Source organism: Pseudomonas fluorescens (assembly GCF_040448305.1).
Lineage (GTDB): Bacteria > Pseudomonadota > Gammaproteobacteria > Pseudomonadales > Pseudomonadaceae > Aquipseudomonas > Aquipseudomonas fluorescens_BH.
The window spans coordinates 2,190,609-2,208,174 of record NZ_CP148752.1; the positions used below are offsets into that span (position 1 = coordinate 2,190,609).

17 protein-coding genes are annotated in these 17,566 nt (G+C 61.7%); 2 read left to right on the forward strand and 15 right to left on the reverse strand.

Annotation, left to right across the window (positions count from 1 at the left end):
- The first annotated feature begins 219 nt into the window (after positions 1-219).
- Positions 220-1,737, forward strand: a complete 1,518-nt coding sequence (locus tag WHX55_RS09995; protein ID WP_353742511.1) for a nucleobase:cation symporter-2 family protein — start codon at positions 220-222, stop codon at positions 1,735-1,737.
- A 68-nt stretch (positions 1,738-1,805) separates the two neighbouring features.
- Here the strand turns inward: WHX55_RS09995 and WHX55_RS10000 are convergent, their stop codons facing one another.
- The 15 genes from WHX55_RS10000 to antA all read right to left on the reverse strand — a co-directional run bounded on the left by WHX55_RS10000 (position 1,806) and on the right by antA (position 15,941).
- Entirely contained in the window at positions 1,806-3,038 is a 1,233-nt protein-coding gene (locus WHX55_RS10000; RefSeq protein WP_353742512.1) for a dienelactone hydrolase family protein, read from the reverse strand.
- A gap of 27 nt (positions 3,039-3,065) precedes the next feature.
- The gene (locus WHX55_RS10005) at positions 3,066-3,854 is read right to left on the reverse strand and encodes an SDR family oxidoreductase (RefSeq protein ID WP_150755161.1); all 789 of its coding nucleotides are present in this window, start codon (positions 3,852-3,854) and stop codon (positions 3,066-3,068) included.
- Positions 3,851-4,444 carry a cysteine hydrolase gene (locus WHX55_RS10010; protein WP_151213220.1) on the reverse strand — a complete coding sequence of 198 codons (594 nt, stop codon included), beginning with the start codon at positions 4,442-4,444 and terminating at the stop codon, positions 3,851-3,853. The genes WHX55_RS10005 and WHX55_RS10010 overlap by 4 nt, the downstream gene beginning before the upstream one ends.
- Positions 4,444-4,977 (reverse strand): aromatic-ring-hydroxylating dioxygenase subunit beta, encoded by a 534-nt coding sequence (locus WHX55_RS10015; protein WP_150759137.1) that lies wholly within the window; start codon positions 4,975-4,977, stop codon positions 4,444-4,446. Before WHX55_RS10015 ends, WHX55_RS10010 begins: the two co-directional genes overlap by 1 nt.
- Positions 4,967-6,298, reverse strand: a complete 1,332-nt coding sequence (locus WHX55_RS10020) for an aromatic ring-hydroxylating dioxygenase subunit alpha (protein ID WP_150728326.1) — start codon at positions 6,296-6,298, stop codon at positions 4,967-4,969. The genes WHX55_RS10015 and WHX55_RS10020 overlap by 11 nt, the downstream gene beginning before the upstream one ends.
- 17 nt (positions 6,299-6,315) lie before the next feature.
- A complete protein-coding gene (locus tag WHX55_RS10025; RefSeq protein WP_150755158.1) occupies positions 6,316-7,260 on the reverse strand; it encodes a PDR/VanB family oxidoreductase in 945 nt (314 codons plus the stop codon).
- Between the two features lie 236 nt (positions 7,261-7,496).
- A complete protein-coding gene (locus WHX55_RS10030; protein ID WP_353742513.1) occupies positions 7,497-8,300 on the reverse strand; it encodes an alpha/beta hydrolase in 804 nt (267 codons plus the stop codon).
- A 6-nt stretch (positions 8,301-8,306) separates the two neighbouring features.
- Positions 8,307-8,993 carry an ABC transporter ATP-binding protein gene (locus tag WHX55_RS10035; RefSeq protein ID WP_150755156.1) on the reverse strand — a complete coding sequence of 229 codons (687 nt, stop codon included), beginning with the start codon at positions 8,991-8,993 and terminating at the stop codon, positions 8,307-8,309.
- The gene (locus tag WHX55_RS10040) at positions 8,986-9,735 is read right to left on the reverse strand and encodes an ABC transporter ATP-binding protein (RefSeq protein WP_150728322.1); all 750 of its coding nucleotides are present in this window, start codon (positions 9,733-9,735) and stop codon (positions 8,986-8,988) included. Before WHX55_RS10040 ends, WHX55_RS10035 begins: the two co-directional genes overlap by 8 nt.
- A complete protein-coding gene (locus tag WHX55_RS10045; RefSeq protein WP_353742514.1) occupies positions 9,732-10,748 on the reverse strand; it encodes a branched-chain amino acid ABC transporter permease in 1,017 nt (338 codons plus the stop codon). Before WHX55_RS10045 ends, WHX55_RS10040 begins: the two co-directional genes overlap by 4 nt.
- 10 nt (positions 10,749-10,758) lie before the next feature.
- A complete protein-coding gene (locus WHX55_RS10050; protein WP_151213217.1) occupies positions 10,759-11,670 on the reverse strand; it encodes a branched-chain amino acid ABC transporter permease in 912 nt (303 codons plus the stop codon).
- Between the two features lie 66 nt (positions 11,671-11,736).
- Positions 11,737-12,897: an ABC transporter substrate-binding protein gene (locus WHX55_RS10055; RefSeq protein WP_150755154.1), complete on the reverse strand. Its 1,161-nt coding sequence runs from the start codon at positions 12,895-12,897 to the stop codon at positions 11,737-11,739.
- A 104-nt stretch (positions 12,898-13,001) separates the two neighbouring features.
- Entirely contained in the window at positions 13,002-14,024 is a 1,023-nt protein-coding gene (gene antC / locus WHX55_RS10060) for an anthranilate 1,2-dioxygenase electron transfer component AntC (protein ID WP_150728393.1), read from the reverse strand.
- Positions 14,025-14,043: 19 nt separating this feature from the next.
- The gene (antB, locus tag WHX55_RS10065; RefSeq protein WP_150755152.1) at positions 14,044-14,535 is read right to left on the reverse strand and encodes an anthranilate 1,2-dioxygenase small subunit; all 492 of its coding nucleotides are present in this window, start codon (positions 14,533-14,535) and stop codon (positions 14,044-14,046) included.
- 2 nt (positions 14,536-14,537) lie between these two features.
- Entirely contained in the window at positions 14,538-15,941 is a 1,404-nt protein-coding gene (gene antA, locus WHX55_RS10070) for an anthranilate 1,2-dioxygenase large subunit (RefSeq protein ID WP_150755151.1), read from the reverse strand.
- A gap of 361 nt (positions 15,942-16,302) precedes the next feature.
- Between antA and WHX55_RS10075 the strand changes: the two genes are divergently transcribed.
- A complete protein-coding gene (locus tag WHX55_RS10075; RefSeq protein ID WP_150755150.1) occupies positions 16,303-17,553 on the forward strand; it encodes an OprD family porin in 1,251 nt (416 codons plus the stop codon).
- The last annotated feature ends 13 nt before the right edge of the window (positions 17,554-17,566 follow it).

Consider the following 17,566-nt stretch of genomic DNA (forward strand, 5'->3'; position numbering starts at 1 on the left):
TTACCGATGGTCGCCAGGAATTCAGAAGACTAGCCAGCACCCGGGGGTGGGCAGCGAGGGATGTATTTCAAGGTTTTTTGGCGGGGCCAGGAGAGTGGGTGTCAGGCGGAAATGGCCAGGTATCCATTTTGTGACTGATAAGTTGTATACAACTCTATAGACATTTGTCCTGACTATTGCATACAGTGTGCGCATAACAAAAACCAGGGAACCCCCTCCATGAAAACGCCCCATGTTTCACACCAACGGCCCGAGGACGAAAATCTTGGGATCGGCGCGAATATGGCTTATGGCCTGCAACATGTTCTGACCATGTATGGCGGTATCGTCGCGGTGCCATTGATCATCGGCCAGGCGGCCGGGCTCTCGCCGGCGGACATCGGTTTGTTGATTGCTGCTTCATTGTTTGCGGGGGGGCTGGCAACGTTGCTGCAAACCCTGGGTTTACCGTTTTTTGGTTGTCAATTGCCGCTGGTACAGGGCGTGTCCTTCTCCGGCGTCGCGACCATGGTGGCGATTGTCAGCAGTGGCGGGGAGGGCGGGTTCCAGTCGATTCTGGGGGCGGTGATTGCGGCGTCCCTGATTGGTTTGCTGATTACGCCAGTGTTCTCGCGGATCACAAAATTCTTCCCGCCGCTGGTCACCGGCATCGTAATTACCACGATTGGCCTGACGCTGATGCCGGTGGCAGCACGCTGGGCCATGGGTGGCAACAGTCATGCGCCGGACTTCGGCAGCATGGCGAACATCGGTCTGGCGGCAGTCACGCTGGTGCTGGTTCTGCTGCTGAGCAAGGTCGGCAGTGCGACCATCTCCCGCCTGTCGATTCTGCTGGCCATGGTCGTCGGTACGATCATCGCGGTGTTCCTCGGTATGGCAGATTTCTCGTCCGTAACCCAGGGCCCGATGTTCGGCTTCCCGACGCCGTTCCACTTCGGCATGCCGACCTTCCACTTCGCAGCGATTCTGTCGATGTGCATCGTGGTGATGGTGACGCTGGTGGAGACCTCGGCGGACATTCTGGCCGTCGGCGAGATCATCGGCACCAAGGTTGACTCCAAACGCCTGGGCAACGGCCTGCGCGCCGACATGCTGTCGAGCATGTTCGCGCCGATCTTCGGATCCTTCACCCAAAGCGCCTTCGCCCAGAACGTCGGTCTGGTGGCGGTCACCGGCATCAAGAGCCGCTACGTGGTGGCCACTGGCGGTCTGTTCCTGGTGATCCTGGGCCTGCTGCCATTCATGGGCCGGGTCATCGCCGCCGTACCGACCTCCGTACTGGGTGGCGCCGGCATCGTGCTGTTCGGTACCGTCGCGGCCAGCGGCATTCGGACCTTGTCCAAGGTCGATTACCGCAACAACGTCAACCTGATCATCGTCGCTACCTCGATTGGCTTTGGCATGATCCCGATCGCGGCACCAAGCTTCTACGATCACTTCCCGAGCTGGTTCGCGACCATTTTCCATTCGGGCATCAGTTCTTCGGCGATCATGGCCATCGTGCTGAACCTGACCTTCAACCATCTCACCGCCGGTAACTCCGACCAGCAATCAGTGTTTGCGGCCGGTACCGAGCGAGTGCTGCGTTATCAGGATCTGGCGGCGTTGCGCGAAGGGGATTACTTCAGCGACGGAAAGCTTCACGACTGCGATGGCAAGGAAATTCCGGTGGTTGAGGTGGACCACGGACATGGCGAGCCACATGCGGTGCATGCGAAAAGCAGTGAGCATGTCTGACGTTTAGACGGATGAAAAAAAGGCCGATCTGTTGAGTGACAGATCGGCCTTTTGCATTCATGCGGTCTCTATTGCTCGCTTTGCGTCCAGCGCCCCATCAACGTATTGGACGGCAGTTGTTCATCCAACAGCTTTCTCGCCGTTTCCACCCCGGCCACCGGGAGCCCTTCAGGGTTCAACAAGCCAATTTGCACCAGCACGCTGGCCTGATCCCAGTAGATATGCTCGTGGTACAGCTTGTCCCCTCGGAACTTGATCACCCCCAGCATCGGAATCTCGACGTACTTCCCGGTCGGTGCCACGTTGGGCAGCATCCAGTCGATTTCGGTGCTGTGGGTGAAGCACATGATGAATTCGTCGACGATCTGCAAGGCGCCGATGGTGCGGGAGATAGGGATGAGCTTCATGTCCGGCGGATTGCCGTGGACGAAATGGTGTTGGTAGAAGCGGCTGAGTTCCCTGGCGCCGACGCCGCCGGTCATGGTGGGAATATGGTTGACGTAGGGCTCGGCGACCATGGTCGCCATGGTGGCAGGTACGTCGCGGGTCTCGAACTCGTGGCGGATGTGGTCTTCCCACAGGGCTGACAGGTTGAAGTGGGGGCCGATCTCGCGCTTGAGGGCGGCGATGCTGCGTTCATGGGCCATCAGCGAGGCCGGTTTGTCGTAGTGTGAGCTCCCGGCCCGGGCGAAGGCGTGGTCGACACCTGGGTACACGTAGATTTCGGCTTTGTCGTTGCCGGCCAGGTGTTGGCTGATTCGGGCTCGGGCACTGGCGTCGCAGTAGCCATCGTTTTCGGCAAAATGCAGGACCAAACGGCCCTTGAGGTTTTCCGATTCGTGCAGCAGGTGTTCGATGCCCATGCCGTAGTAGCCGACGGCGCAGGCCACATCGGTGCGCGTGGCAGTCAGCCAGGCCAGCTTGCCACCCATGCAGAAGCCGACATAACCCAGGCCTGTGCCTTCGACTTCAGGCAGTGCACGCAGGGCGTTGAAACTGGCGTCGATGTCAGTGACGGCCTTGTCCACATCCAGGCGCTGGAACAGGTCGATGGCCAGTGCAAAATCGGCTTCGGTATAGCCCAGGTCAATGCCCGGTTGCAGGCGCCAGAACAGGTCAGGCACCAGCGCCACATAGCCTTCTTCGGCATAGAAATCGGCCACGGCGCGCATGTTGGCGTTGACCCCGAAAATCTCCTGGCCGATCACCACCCCGGGGCCCTTGCCGCTGGCCGGCAGGGCCAGGTAACCGCTGAACGTGGCGTTGCTGTCCGTTGCCCGGATCTCAATCATCTTGCCCATGTCATCTACCTCATTCGGTTATCAGATTTATTGGCTGTCACGGTGTTGTTGGAACCACACGCGCGGCGACACACCGCGGTCTGGCCCGAGAATCGAAAAGCCGCCGTCCACTGGCACGTCGACACCGGTCATCCAGCCGGCACCGGCGCTGCACAGAAAGGCCACGACACTGCCGATCTCATGACCCCGACCGATGCGCCCGAGCGGATGAAAGGGCGCCCCGACCCGATCAGCCAGCTGCGGATCGTTATCGCTGAACTCGGCGACGCTGGGCGACCAGGTCCAGGCCGGGGATACGCTCAGCACTCGGATTTGCTCCGGGGCCAGGGTCATGGCCAGGTTTTTCGTCAGTTGCAGGATGCCGGCCTTGGAAGCGGGGTAGAGCGCGCGCCCAGCTGCGCCGAATTTGCCGCCGGTACTGCCGATGTTGATCACCACGCCACCGCTGGGCAGATGCACGGCGGCCTTCTGGGTAAAGATCGCCGCCGACACCAGATTGACGTTCAGGGTTTTCAGCCACTGTGCGCGGTCTGAGGCCAGCCCCTGATCGGCGTATAGGCAAGCGTTGTTAACCAGTATGTCGAGCCTGCCGAAGCGGGCCAGCGTGGCAGCGATGCACGCGTCGATGTCTTCGTCGCGCTCCACATCGCAGGCGCAAAACCCGCAATCCAACGCTTGCGCCAATGCCTGACCACTGTCGGCGTTGCGCCCCACCAGCATCACCCGGGCACCCTCAGCCAACAGCTGCCGAGCGATGTCCAGCCCCAGCCCCTGGGTGCTGCCGGTCACAATCGCCACTTTGCCTTCGAGCATCATGACCAGTCCTCCAGAGCTTCGTTGACGTGACTGATACGGGCGATCAGCGCCATGCTCGCCAGTGAGGCCGTGTGTGCGCCACTGTCCGCGCTGGCGCAGGCATCCGCTGCGACCGTCACCTCGAAACCGCAATCCACTGCATGGCGCACGGTGCTTTCCACCACCGAGTGGGTCGCCACGCCGGCGATCAACAAGTGCGAGGGATTGAACCGGCGCACCACGGTTTCCAGCGGTGAGCCATAAAACGCATTGATCCGGTTATGGGTGACGACGAACTCGTGGCGGCTGTTCAGCGGGGCCAGAGCGCTGAGGAACTCCGCGCCCCAACTGCCTTCCCGGACAGCGCCAAGGGTGGCTACCGTGCGCAGGATCGGCGCGTTCTGGATCAGGTCGGCGTAGTCCGGTCGGAACGCCACGCGCACGTGGACGATCGGCCAGCCCTTGGCGCGTGCGCCGGCGAGCAATCGACCGGCCGCATCGAGCAGCGCGGCGCGCACGCTGTCATCGGCCCCCAGCCCGACCCGAATCTTGCCCTCGGGGTGCAACACGTCGTTCTGATAGTGCAGGGCGATCACCAGCGGCGCGTTCATCACACGAATACCTCGAGGTTGGCGAACACATCGTTGCAGTTGATGAGATCCACGCGCTTGAGCTGGATCTGCCAGCCACCCTCGTCCAGGGCGGCCAACTTATAGGTGTAGCGACCGGCGAGCTGGCGTTGTTCCAGGCGCCATTCGCTGTACTGGAAGCTGGCGCTGACCACCAGCAGGCCCTGGGCGTCGAGACCTTCGACCATCACGTTGCCGACCAGGTGCGCGGTTTGGGTCTGCGGTTGCTGGGACCAGTTGCGGGCGTTTTCCACTCGCCGGATCCGCACTTCGCGCAGCATGCGGTTTTCCCAGAACAGCGAGATATGGTCGAACGGGTTGGCTTGCTCGTGTTTGTGCGGCACCCAATACATGCCGGTGTCGGTGAACAGCTTGTCCCACTCCCAGAAACGCCGCTCATCCAGCAGGCGCGCCTCCTGATAAAGAAACTGCTCGATCTGGCGCAGGGTCTCGGCAGGGACCTGGGCAGGGGTCAATTGGCGGGTGTCGACGTCGATTCGGCGGTCAAGCAGCATGGGTGCTTTCCTTGGCAATCAGGGTGGCGGTCATGAACTGTTTCCAGGCGGCGAACTGGTTGCGCATCGGCAGTTCGCTGGTGCCGTTGGTGGACACTGCACCGTCCTCCAGCGGCTTATCGGTGCCGGCGTAGCGGTGCATGCTGATCCACTCGCCACCGCGGGTCATGTTGCCTTCCTGACAGCGGGCATAGACTTCGACGTCGTCGGGCATCACGTTGGAGGAGGGCGAGTTGATGACGTTGGCATAGGTCAGCGCGCGGTCGAACACGGCATCCGGAGCACCCTTGCAGCGGAAGGTCTGGATCTCGACCATGGTCTGGTCCACGGCGATGGGGCGGATGACCCGGAATTGCATGAACACCGTGTGCGGCGATCCGCTGCCGTAAATCACCGTGTTGTGGCGATTCATGCCCAGGATCTCCTTGGCACGCTGCTCGCCGTAGGCCTGGCTCAGGCATTCGAAGTGGGCGCGGGAGACCTCGTCGCGCTCGGCGGCGGCCGGGTCGAAGATCGCTTCCATGTAGCCGTGGCCGTTGTGGTAGGCGCGCAGTTCGAGCTTTTCCCAGAAGTCGTAGGGTTCGCCGTTACCGTCCATGATCAGCAGTTCGAAGGGCATTTCACCGATGGCTTCGGCTTCGCCACGCGCAGCGTCTACCGACGATTCGTGGGTCACGCGGGCGTGCATGGTGTCATGCAGGTTCTCGTAGAACACTTTCCAGTTCGAGCGCTGCTGAACACGGAAGATGCCGCCGGCCACCTCGACCTCACCGACCGGTGAGCGGTCGCACAGGTTGTCGATGGAGGTGATGACGCCGCCCAGAAACGCTTTCAGGTCCGGTCCGAAGGCCGCCTGGCTGGCGAACACGAAGCCGCGATAGGTCTCGACGCGGGCGACGCTGACCATGGAAAAATCCGGATGCCTGGGGTCGTAGCAGGTGCCTTCGAAACCGCTCTTGAGCGGCGCCGACAGATGCTGGCCATCGAGTTTGAAGGTCCAGGCGTGATACGGGCAGCGGAAAAATTTGCCGACACTGCCGTCACCGTCGGCCACCAGTTTGGCGCCCTTGTGCGGGCAGCGGTTGTACAGCACGCTGACCTGCTGGTTGGCGCCGCGCACCATGATCACGTCCTGATCGCCGATGCGCGTGGTGTGATAGTCGCCGGGGTTCTTGACCTGGCTTTCATGGCCGACGTAGATCCAGGCATTGCCGTAGATGCGCTCCATCTCCAGCTTGAACAGGGTCGGGTCGGTGTAGACGCTCTTGTGTACGCTGTCCTCGCGGATCAAGGCAGCGATTTGCTCGTTGGTCGGTATCACGGGATGTCCTCGGCTTGTCACAGATCGAGCACCAGCAGCGCGCTGCTGGCACGGGAGACACAGGTGCAGAAACTGCCGCTGGCGCGGTCGCGCTCCGACAGGCAGATGTCGCGGTGATCGGGCTGACCGTCGATGACTTGGGCGACGCACACCCCGCAGTCACCCCGTCGGCAGTCGAACATCGGGTCCAGGCCGGCCTGGAGCATGGCCTCCAGCACGCTTTGCCCGGCGGCCACTTGCAGGTTCACGCCGCTTTCGCGCAGGTGCACCTCAAAGCCTTTATCGCCGGCCACTTCCAGGGCACCGCTGAACAGTTCGTAATGCAGGTGATCTTCTGCCCAACCCTGTTCGCGAGCGCAGGCCAGCACGCTGTTGAGCATGGCGCTCGGGCCGCAGATGTAGAGGTGCAGGCCAGGTCTTGGCGCGGCCAGGATTGCGGCGGCAGGAAAGCGCTTTTGCGGGTCGCCGCCGCTGATCCAGCAATGGTTGTCCAGGCAGGCGCGGGTCTCTGGCAGATAGGCCATCTGTGCTTCATCGCGACCGGCGTAGTGCAGGGTGAAGGGCTTGCCCGCCGCTTGCAGCGACCTGGCCATGCCAAGCATGGGCGTGATGCCGATGCCACCGGCGATCAGCAGGGCATGTTCGGAGTTTTCACACAGTGGGAAGTGGTTGCGTGGCGCATCGGCCAGCAGTTCATCGCCGACCTTGAGCGAGTGCACCCAACGCGATCCACCTGTACTCGCCTCTTCGAGCTGAACGGCGATTTCGTAGTGTTCGCCGTCGGGCAGGTTGACCAGCGAATAGGCACGGCGTTGAGCGCGACTGCCTGGGACATGCAACTCAAGGTGCGCCCCGGCGGTGAAACCCGGCAGTGGCTGGACGTTGCTGGACACCAGCAGCACGCGGCGGATTCTGGGGGTCAGAGGCTCGATCTGTTGGACCCTGAGCGAGAGGCTGGACATACGCAATTCCTGTCTGAATTCGTAGTCACTTTATGAAGCTTGAGGGGGTCAAAAAAGCCGCAAACGGCAAACCGGTATCCACATCTGGCGAGAGTGATCCACTTCCTGAAAACACCGCGCGCAATCTGGATACTGCACCCCTGTAGGAGCGAGCTTGCTCGCGATGGTTGTCAACGATGACGCGGGGAACCTGATTCCCCGCGGTGTTCTCTGGTTCATCGCGAGCAAGCTCGCTCCTACAGGGAATGGGGGTTCAGGTGTTTCAACAGGGCCCGCAACTGTTCGCCATCGGCCCTGGCCAGATCGTCCAGCACCGCAAAGTGATGACACCCTGCAAGCTCGACAAGGCTCACGGCGTGCCCAGCCTCGCGACAGGCACTGGCGTACTCGCGCGAGTGGCGGATCAACTCCGGCAACTCATCCCCGCCCACGGTCACCAGCAACGGTGCGCCATCGCCGATCAGCCTTTGCGGGCTATAGCGCTCGATGTCCTCTTCGCTCAGTTGCAGCTTGTCGTTCAGCCAGCAGCGGCTGATGGGTTCCAGCTCCATCAGGCCGCTGATCGGCATGGCCAGGGTCACCAGCGGATGCCGGGCATACAGCGCGGTCAGATGGCCACCCGCCGAGTGCCCGCACAGCACCACCTGCTGACCGATGTTCAAGGCTTCGCGATGCGCCAGCAGGTGGTCCAGTGCCTTGCCGATCTGTCCGACGATGGTGCCCATGCTCGCCTCGGGCGCCAGGGTGTACTCCAGCAACCCGACATTGAAACCCGCTTCGATCAGGCCCTCGGCGATAAAGGCGTAGTCGTCCTTGTCCGAGGCCTGCCAGTAACCGCCATGAATGAACAGCAGTGTCGGCGCCCCGGCATTCGCCTGGGCATACCAGTCGAAACGCTCGCGCAGGGCATTGCCGTACGCCGCGTCACGCTGCCAGGCGTGGCTCGCATAGGTCTGGACACTGCGCTGGCGAAAGCGCTGCATGATCTGTGGAAAATTACCCACGGCTGCGACGTTGTTGTAGGCCTGATTGAGGTCCATGGTTGCTCACACTCCCAGGTAGCGTTGCGACAGTTCTGGTTGAGCGGCCAGCTCCAGCGGTGTGCCATCCCATACCTGTCGTCCTTTCTCGATGATGTGATGACGGTCGACCACTCGCGCCATTTCCTTGAGGTTCTTGTCGATCACCAGAATCGTCTCACCCTCGGCCTTGAGGGTGGCCAGGCAACTCCAGATCTGCTCGCGAATGATCGGCGCCAGGCCTTCAGTGGCTTCGTCGAGAATCAGCAGGCTGGGGTTGGTCAGCAGCGCGCGGCCGACCACCAGCATCTGCTGCTCGCCGCCCGACAGCGTGCGTGACAGCTGCTCCTGGCGCTCCAGCAAGCGCGGGAACAGTTCATAGACCCGCGCCAGGTCCCACTTGCCCCGCGTGGCGGTGGCCAGCAGATTTTCCCGCACGCTCAAGGTGCCGAAGGCGCGTCGGCCCTCCGGCACCAGCCCCAGGCCGGCCTTGGCGATGCGATAGGGCGCTGCACCGCGCATTTCCGTGCCGTTGATGCGGATGCTGCCGGCGCTGGGCTTGAGCAACCCCATGATCGATTTGACCGTGGTGGTCTTGCCCATGCCGTTGCGGCCGATCAGCGACACCACCTGGCCCTGCTCGATGCTCAGGTGCATGTCGAACAACACCTGGCTCAAGCCATAACCCGCTTTCAAGCCTTGAACGTCAAGCATGTTCTTCTCCCAGGTAAGCGGCCCGCACTTGCGGGTCGTTGCGCACTTGTTCGACGCTGCCGGTCAGCACCGTCTGGCCGTACACCAGCACCGTGATGCGGTCGGCGAGGGCGAACACCGCATCCATGTCGTGCTCGACCAGCAGGATCGCGTAGCGACCCTTGAGGCTGTGCAGCAGCTCGGTCATGCGCGCGGATTCGTCGGCCCCCATCCCGGCCATCGGCTCATCGAGCAATAGCACCGAAGCTTCCTGAGCCAGTGCCAGGGCGATCTCCAGTTGCCGCCGTTCTCCATGGGAAAGTTCGTGGACCGGGTCTTGCGCGCGAAGGCCCAGGCCCACCTGCTGCAAGTAGCCCAGCGCCGGTTCCAGCAGGCGGGTGTCGCGGCTCAGCGGACGCCACATGCCGAACGCCTTGCCGTCGCGGGCGGCGATGGCCAGGGCGACGTTCTCCAGCAGGGTGAACTCGGTGTAAAGCTGGCTGACCTGGAAAGCCCGCGCCAGCCCCAGGCGCGGACGCTGCCAGGCTGGCACGCGGGTGATGTCCTGGCCGTTGAGGTGAATCTGGCCGTGGTCGGGGAAAATTTCCCCGGCGATCTGCGCGATCAGCGTGGATTTACCGGCGCCGTTGGGGCCAATGATGGCGTGCAACTCGCCCTTGGCCAGTTCAAGGCTGGCGCCGTTGGTGGCTTTTACTGCACCGAAGGCTTTGTGTAGATCACGAATCGACAGTTGTGCGCTCATGGGCGTGCCTCCACGGCGGTGTTCGGTTTGACGGCAACCACCTTCGGCTTGCGCTGCAACAGGCTCAGCAGCAAACCGTAAACGCCTTTCTTGCCGAACAGCACCACCAGCAACAGCAATGGCCCGAAGATCAGCATCCAGTGCTCGGTCCACTGGCTCAGTACCTGTTCAAGGCCCAGGTAAGTGGCCGCGCCCAGCAGTGGGCCGAGCAGGGTGCCGACGCCGCCGAGGATCACCATCGCCATCAGCTCGCCGGACTTGTGCCAGGCGCCCATGTCGGGGCTGACGAACAGCGCGTAGTTGGCCCACAGAATCCCGGCCAGGCCACCGCCGGTGCCGGCGATCACAAACGCCGTCAGGCGATAGCGCAAGGGTTTGAGGCCCAGGCTGACACTGCGCCGCTCGCTCTGCTTGAGCCCGCGCAGGACAAAACCAAATCGCGAATTGACCAGTCGCCGGCACAGCAGCAACCAGCCGGCCAGCAAGACCACGCACAGGTAGTAGAAGTGGTTGGCGTCACCCAGATCCAGTGCGCCGAAGGTATTGCGCTCGTTGAGCAGAATGCCGTCGTCGCCGCCGTACAACGACAGCGAGCCGAGCACGAAGTAGAGCATCTGGCCGAACGCCAGTGTGATCATGATGAACTGCACGCCGCTGGTGCGCAGCGACAGGTAACCCACCAGCAGCGAGAGCAGCGCGCACACCAGCAGGGCCAGCGGCCACACCACCAGCGCGCTGTTGCTGCCTTCCCAGCCCCACAGCGGCAGGCCTTGGGAAGTGTGAAAGGCAATGATGCCGACGATGTAACCGCCCAGGCCGAAGAACGCGGCGTGACCGAAGCTGACCATGGCGCCGTAGCCGATCAGCAGGTCCAGGCTGATGGCCGCCATGCCGTAGATTGCAAGACGAGTGAAAAAACTGACCAGGTAGGGTTCGTGCAACCAATGGGCCAGCAACGGCATGCAGGCGAAGGTCGCCAGGCACGCAAGGTCAATGATGAGGCGTGGTGACATAGCGTTCTCCTCAGGCACGGGCCGGCAGCAGGCCGCGCGGACGCACCAGCAGCACCAGGGCCATGACGATGTAGGCGCTGGCGGAAATCAGCCCGGCGCTCAGGGTGCCGCTGGTTTCGCTGGGCAGCAGTTGGTCCAGCAGCGGCGGAATGTAGGCACGGCCCAGGCTATCGACCATGCCGATCAGCAAGGCTCCCACCAACGCGCCGCGCACCGAGCCGACACCGCCGACGACGATGACCACGAAGGTGGTGATCAAGATCTTTTCACCCATGCCGATCTCCACCGACAGCAGCGGTGCCGCCATGAAACCGGCCAGGCCGCACAGTACGCAGCCGAATACGAACACCAGGGTGTACAGCCGGGCGATGTTGACGCCCAGCGCGCCGACCATTTCATGGTCGTCGGCACCGGCGCGAATCAACATGCCCAGGCGCGTGTGGTTGATCAGCAGCCACATGCCGACCGCCACGATCAGCCCGGCGGCGATGAACAGCAGCCGGCTGACCGGGTACATCAGCCCCGGCAACACTTCGACAAAACTTGAATACCATTCGGGCGTGGGCATCGCCGGTGGGCTGCGGCCGAAGATCAGGGTCAGCAGTTCGTTGCTGAAAAACACCACGGCCAAAGTCGCCAGCACCTGATCCAGGTGATCGCGATTGTAGAGGCGGCGCATGATCGAGGTTTCGATCAGCGCGCCGTAACAGGCCGAGCCGATCAGCGCGGCCAGGCCACCCAGCCAGAACGAACCGGTGGCCATGGCTGTGTAGGCAGCACAGAAAGCGCCGACCATGTAGAAGGCACCGTGGGCCAGGTTGATCACGCCCATGATGCCGAAAATCAGGGTCAGGCCTGAGGCCAGCAGAAACAGCAAGGCGCTGTATTGCAGGCCGTTGAGAATCTGTTCGAGCAATAACATGACTGCGTTCCTCATGAAAACGCCCCGCAGCTGTACTGCGGGGCGAGGACGGGGCTCAGGTGTCGGTCAGATCGAGCATTGAGCGGCGTAGCTGTCGACGTGGCGGGTCGCCAGGGTCTTGATCGGCACTTCGATCAGCTTGCCGTCGGCGCCGGCCTGCACTTGCAGCAGGTACCAGTCGATCACCGGGTGCTGGTTTTGGGCGAAGCTGAAGTCACCGCGAATGGAATCGAATTTGACGTTCTTCATGGCCGCGCGGAAGGCCGCCTGGTCTTTGAGGTTGCCCTGGGAGGTTTTCAGGGCGGCGCCAATCAGCCGTGCCGTGTCGTAAGTCTGGGCGGCATACACCGTCGGGACGCGCTTGTATTTCTCGGTGAAAGCCTTGACGAAGGCCTGGTTGGCCGGGTTGTCCGATTGCGGGTTCCACAGGGTGACGATGTTGGTGCCCTTGGCCACTTCGCCGGTGGCGGCGAGCATGCGTTCATCCATGGAGAACACCGGTACCACCATCGGGATTTGCGCCGACAGGCCCGAGCCGCCGTATTGCTTGGCAAAGTTGATGCCGCCGCCACCCGGGTGAAACTGGAAGATCGCATCCGGCGCCAGCGCACGCACGCGTGCCAGCTCCACCGAGAAATCCAGTTGGTTGAGCTTGGTGTAGATCTCGGTCACTTCGCCTTTGAAGGTGCGCTTGAAGCCGGCCAGTGCGTCACGGCCGCCCTGATAGTTGGGCGCCAGGATCACCATCTTCTTGTAGCCCAGCTCATTGGCGGCGACACCGGCCATTTCGTGTGGGGTGTCGTTCTGGTAAGAGCCGACGAAGTAGTTGGCCATGCACTTTTCACCGGCCAGGGTCGAGGGCGCGGTGTTGTTGCTGACGTAGAAAGCGTCCTTGGTGGTGGTGTTGATCACGGCCGCCAGCACGTTGGAAAAAATCACCCCGGTGTACAGCGAGATGCCGTCAAGGCTCATGCGGTCGGCGATCTGCTTGGCCTTGGCCGGTTGCAGGCCATCATCTTCCACGATGAGTTGCACCGGCACGCCGCCGAGCTTGCCGTCTTCCTGATCGATCGCCAGCTGAAAGCCATCTCGCGAGTCTTCGCCCAGGTAGCCGGCGGGGGTGGAGAGGGTGGTGATGAAGCCGATTCGGACAGGCTCCACGGCCTGGGCAGCCGTCGCTGCGCAGAGGGAGGTTGCCAGACATGCACGCAATACCAGGTTTTTCATGAGGCGGCCTATGAGGTAGGTCGTGCCAACGCACGGTAGATGTCGATGAGGGCAGTGATTCAGTGTTCGGTCGGGCCGATTGATTGTTGTTATGGGTCGCTGTGTCAGCTGTTGCTCTCGGTGAACTTCTCCAGGTAAAGGCGGCTTTGATCCAGGCCGTGCTGCTGGCGCCAGTCCTTGATCGACTCGACCATCGGCGGCGGGCCGCACAGGTACAGGTCGAACGGCTGATCACGCAGCTCGGCCAACTCCAGGTGTTCGGCGATATAGCCGGTCTTGCCCGGCCAGTCGGGGTCGGTGTTGCTGACCACGGGTGTGAAACGGAACCCCGGGATCCTTGCGGCATAGGCCTCGATGCGCGAGACCTCGCACAGGTCCGCGGCCTCGCGCACGCCGTAGTAGAGGTGTACCGGGTGACCGCAGCCACGCTGGTCGGCGATTTGGTCGAGCATGCCCAGGAACGCCGACAGCCCGGTGCCGCCGGCCACCATCACTAGCGGGCGGTCGATATGGCGCAAGTAAAAGGCACCCAGCGGTGCTTCCATGTGAATCACGTCACCGACCTGGCAGCGATCGCGCACATAGTCGGTCATCACGCCGCTGGGCAGCAGGCGAATGAGGAATTGCAGGTTGCTGCTGCCCGGCGCGCAGGCAAAGGAATACGAGCGCCGATGCTCGGTGCCCGGTACTTGCAGACGCGCATACTGGCCCGGCAGATAGTCCAGCGCCGCGCCTGCTGCGCCGACTTCCACGTGCACGATCGCGGTGGTTGGGGAGACCTGCCGCACCTCGCTCACGGTGCCTTGCAGGCTGCTCGGGCCGCTGCTGCCGCAGAGGCTCGAGTCGAAGTCGAAGTAGAAGGCGGCATCCGACTGCACGCGTGTCTGGCAGCTCAGCACCTTGCGCTCGGCCAGGTCGCTGGCCGACAAGGCTTCATCGTCCACGTAGTCCTGGGTGTACTGCCCGGATTCACAGCGGCCCTGGCAGGTCGCGCAAACCCCTTCGCGGCAGTCCAGCGGAATCTTGATCCCGCTGCGCAGGGCCGCGTCGAGCAGGATTTCATTGTTCTGCACGTTGCAGAAGAGTGTTTTGCCATCGGCGAAACTGAAGGCGACCTTGTACGTCATGGGCGTTAATCCGCAGGGTTCAGAGGTGGTAGAAATCGAGTACGGAGTTGATCGTGTCGTTGAGCAGCACCACGTGTTTGCGGGCGATCTTCCAGCTCTCGCCGTCGGGGCGCAGGCGGTAGGTGGCGCGGCCGAAGAACTGTTCGGCGGTTTGCATGCGGTAATACAGGGTGCTCCAGTTGACGCGCACCTCCAGCTCATCATCCTGCAGCGGCACGATGCGCACGTTGCTGATCAGGTGCAGGGTGCGCGGCATCGGAATGGTCGACGCCGCCTTGCCGGTGCGAATGCGGAACACCCGGTCTTCCAGACCACCCCGGTTGGGGTAATAGATCAGCGACATGCCTTTTTTCGGGTCGGTGGTGTAGACGTGCTCCGAATCCCATTGCGGCAGGTGGAACTCGCTGTCGTCACTGAACATGGCCAGGTAAGTGTCCCAATCCTGGGCATCGCAAGCCTCGGCGTTGCGGTAGAGAAATTGCTCGATGCGGTATTGCAGTTGCGAATTCATGTTCACACCTCACGCAGTTTCAACGGTTGTTGTTCGGCCGCCTTGCGCGCCAGGCCTTCGAGCAAAAAGCGCTGCCAGTTGGCGTGCTGGTTGACGTACAGGCCTTCATGGGTGAACTCGGTGCCGGTCAGTGCCGGCGCGATGCCAATGGCTTCGCTGTTGCGGGTGGCGCCTTTGACCCACTTGCCTTCGCCACGGGAAATGTCGCTCCAGCGTTCCAGGCGGGCCTGGAAGCCGCGCTGGGCTTCACGAAACTCCACCAGGTCATCGGGGGTGCCCATGCCGGACACGTTGAAGAAGTCTTCGAACTGGCGAATGCGGTTTTCCCGATCGGCATCCGACTCGCCGACCACGCCCAGGCAGAAGCTGTTGATCTCGGTTTTGTTCCAGGCCAGCGGGCGGATGATCCGCAGTTGCGAGCTGATCTGGTCGAGGAAGAACATGCTCGGGTAGACGTTCAAGTTGCGCAGGCGATGCATCATCCACTCGGCCTTGCCCTGGCCATGTTCCTTGACCAGGCGCGGCATGATGCTGGCGTAGCCCGGGCGCACGGCCGGGTTGGGCATGTCGCTGAACAGTACGCTGTGGCCGTTGTGGAAGGCGAACCAGCCGTCGTCGGTTTCCTTGTCGCCGGCACCCAGCTTGCTGTAGTCCAGGGTGTCGCCGGCGCTCAGGCCTTTTTCGGCGTTGACCTGCTGGCGGTGCTGCACGGTGGCCACGTAGTTGTAGTGGACAGTGCTCACGTGATAACCGTCCAGGCCGTTCTCGTTCTGCAGTTTCCAGTTGCCGTCGTAGGTGTAGGCCGACTTGCCCGGCAGCACTTCGAGCTGACCGGTAGGCGACTGCGCCACCATCATGTCGAAGAACACCTTGGCGTCACCGAGGAAGTCTTCCAGGGTATCGGTGCCCACCACGTCGAGGCTGACGAACACGAAGCCGTTGTAGCTTTCGATACGGGCCTTTTTCAGGCCGCGGGTGGCCTTGTCGAAGCCTTCGGGGTATTCGCCCGGCGCCTTGACCTTCACCAGTCGGCCGTCGCTTTTGTAGCACCAGGCGTGGAAGGGGCAGGTGAAGGTTGACTGGTTGCCCTTGCCGACGCGGGTGAGGGTGGTGCCGCGGTGCTGGCAGGCGTTGATCAGAGCGTTGAGACGACCTTCACCATCACGGGTGATGATCAACGGCTGGCGCCCGGCACGCATCGTCATGAAGTCGTGATTATTGGCGATCTCGCTTTCGTGGCAGGCGTAGATCCAGTTCTTCTCGAAAATCAGTTCCATTTCCAGATCGAACAATTCCGGGTCGGTAAACATATCGCGGGCAATCCGATAAACACCGTCTTCCGGGCGGAAGTCCAGGCAACTTTCTATATAACTTTTCCACTGTTCGACACTTCGTGCAGTTGTCATATCCCAGTCCTCGGCCAATGGGCTAATTCATGGGTTCATTTAATGCCGTGGTGGCTGGCAGGGTCTATCCGCTTAATAGTGGAAACCCATCCGGAAAATAAGCCCTGTTCTTCGGCTGTTGGCGGGTTATCCCCGTAAACACTGGCTTTTGTTGCGCTTGTCGGCTGAGCAAATGGCTATTTGTCGTTCAGTAACGGGATAGCCGCTGACGAACTTGTTACGGCTTAATTTCAATCGAAGCACCATCAGAGTGTCTCGCTGCAGGTCGCTGGAAACTGCCATTTCTCATGGCCTTGGGTTCCGTACCAGAAGTGCCTTCTATTCATGTGTTGCTCTATAAGCGGCAGGGGGAAGAAATAATATGTTGCATAAAACGTGGTTAGTTCGGGGGGTTCAAACAGTTGGCTTGTTGACGCCATTGTTGGCACAGGCGGATGTGGTCAACGACAGCAAGCTGACGCTGGGTACCCGCAACTTTTACATTGATCGGGATTACAAGGAGAACAACCCGCCCCATTCGCGAGTGGGCAGTTGGACCCAGGGTTTCGACCTGCGTTTCGCCTCCGGCTATACCGAAGGCCCGGTGCAGTTCGGCCTCGATGCAGAGGCGCAGTATGCCTATCGTCTGGACGGCGGTGGCGGGCGCGGCGATGACACCATCATCCCTTACAGCCAGAGCCGTCAGGAGCAGGCCGATGAATACGGCCGCGGCGGTGTGACGCTGAAAATGCGCTATTCGAAAACCGAGCTGAAAGTCGGTGAGTTGCGGCCGCTCTTGCCCGTGGTGATCATTGACGATTCGCGCCAACTGGTCACGACCTATCGCGGTGCCTTGCTCGAGTCCAAGGAAGTCGACCGTCTGACATTGACCGCCGGACGGCTGACGGAGATCGGGGCGCGTAACTCCTCCAACTACGAAAAGCTGTACCTGCAGACCGGTTCCGGCGTGCGCCACGGCAGCGACGGTCTTAACCTCGCCGGCGCCAGTTATGCCTTCACCCCTTCGCTGACCGGCACCTACTTCTACGCGCAACTGGAAGACATCTATCAGCAGCACTACCTGGGTATCACCCATCTGGCGGATCTGGGCGACGGTTATGGGCTAAAGACCGACCTGCGTTACTTCAACAACAGCGAAGACGGCGACGCCCTCTATGGCGACATCGACAACCGTTCCTACGGTGCCATGACCTCGCTGAAAAAGGGCGGGCACCGCTTCGGCGTGGGATATCAACGCATGCTCGGTGACAGCAACTTTCCAACCCTGGGCGGTTTTGTCCCGCAGCCGTTTCTGGTGAACTGGTCGCGGGTGGGGTTCATCAAGCCCAACGAAAAATCCTGGCAGGCCCGTTATGACTACGATTTCGCCGCCCTCGGCGTGCCCGGCCTGAATTTCATGACCCGCTACTTCAAGGGTACGTCGGTGGACCGTGGCGACAACCTCAGCCAGGCGGCGGAGCAGGAGCGTGACCTGGTGCTGTCTTATGTGGTGCAAAGTGGCCCGCTCAAAGGCGTGGGGGTGGAGGCCGGCAACGTCGTTGCCAAATTCAGCCACGGCAATGACTGGGTGGAGAACCGCCTGATCACCACTTACACCTGGAAATTTTGGTAACGTCCTGCCCTCA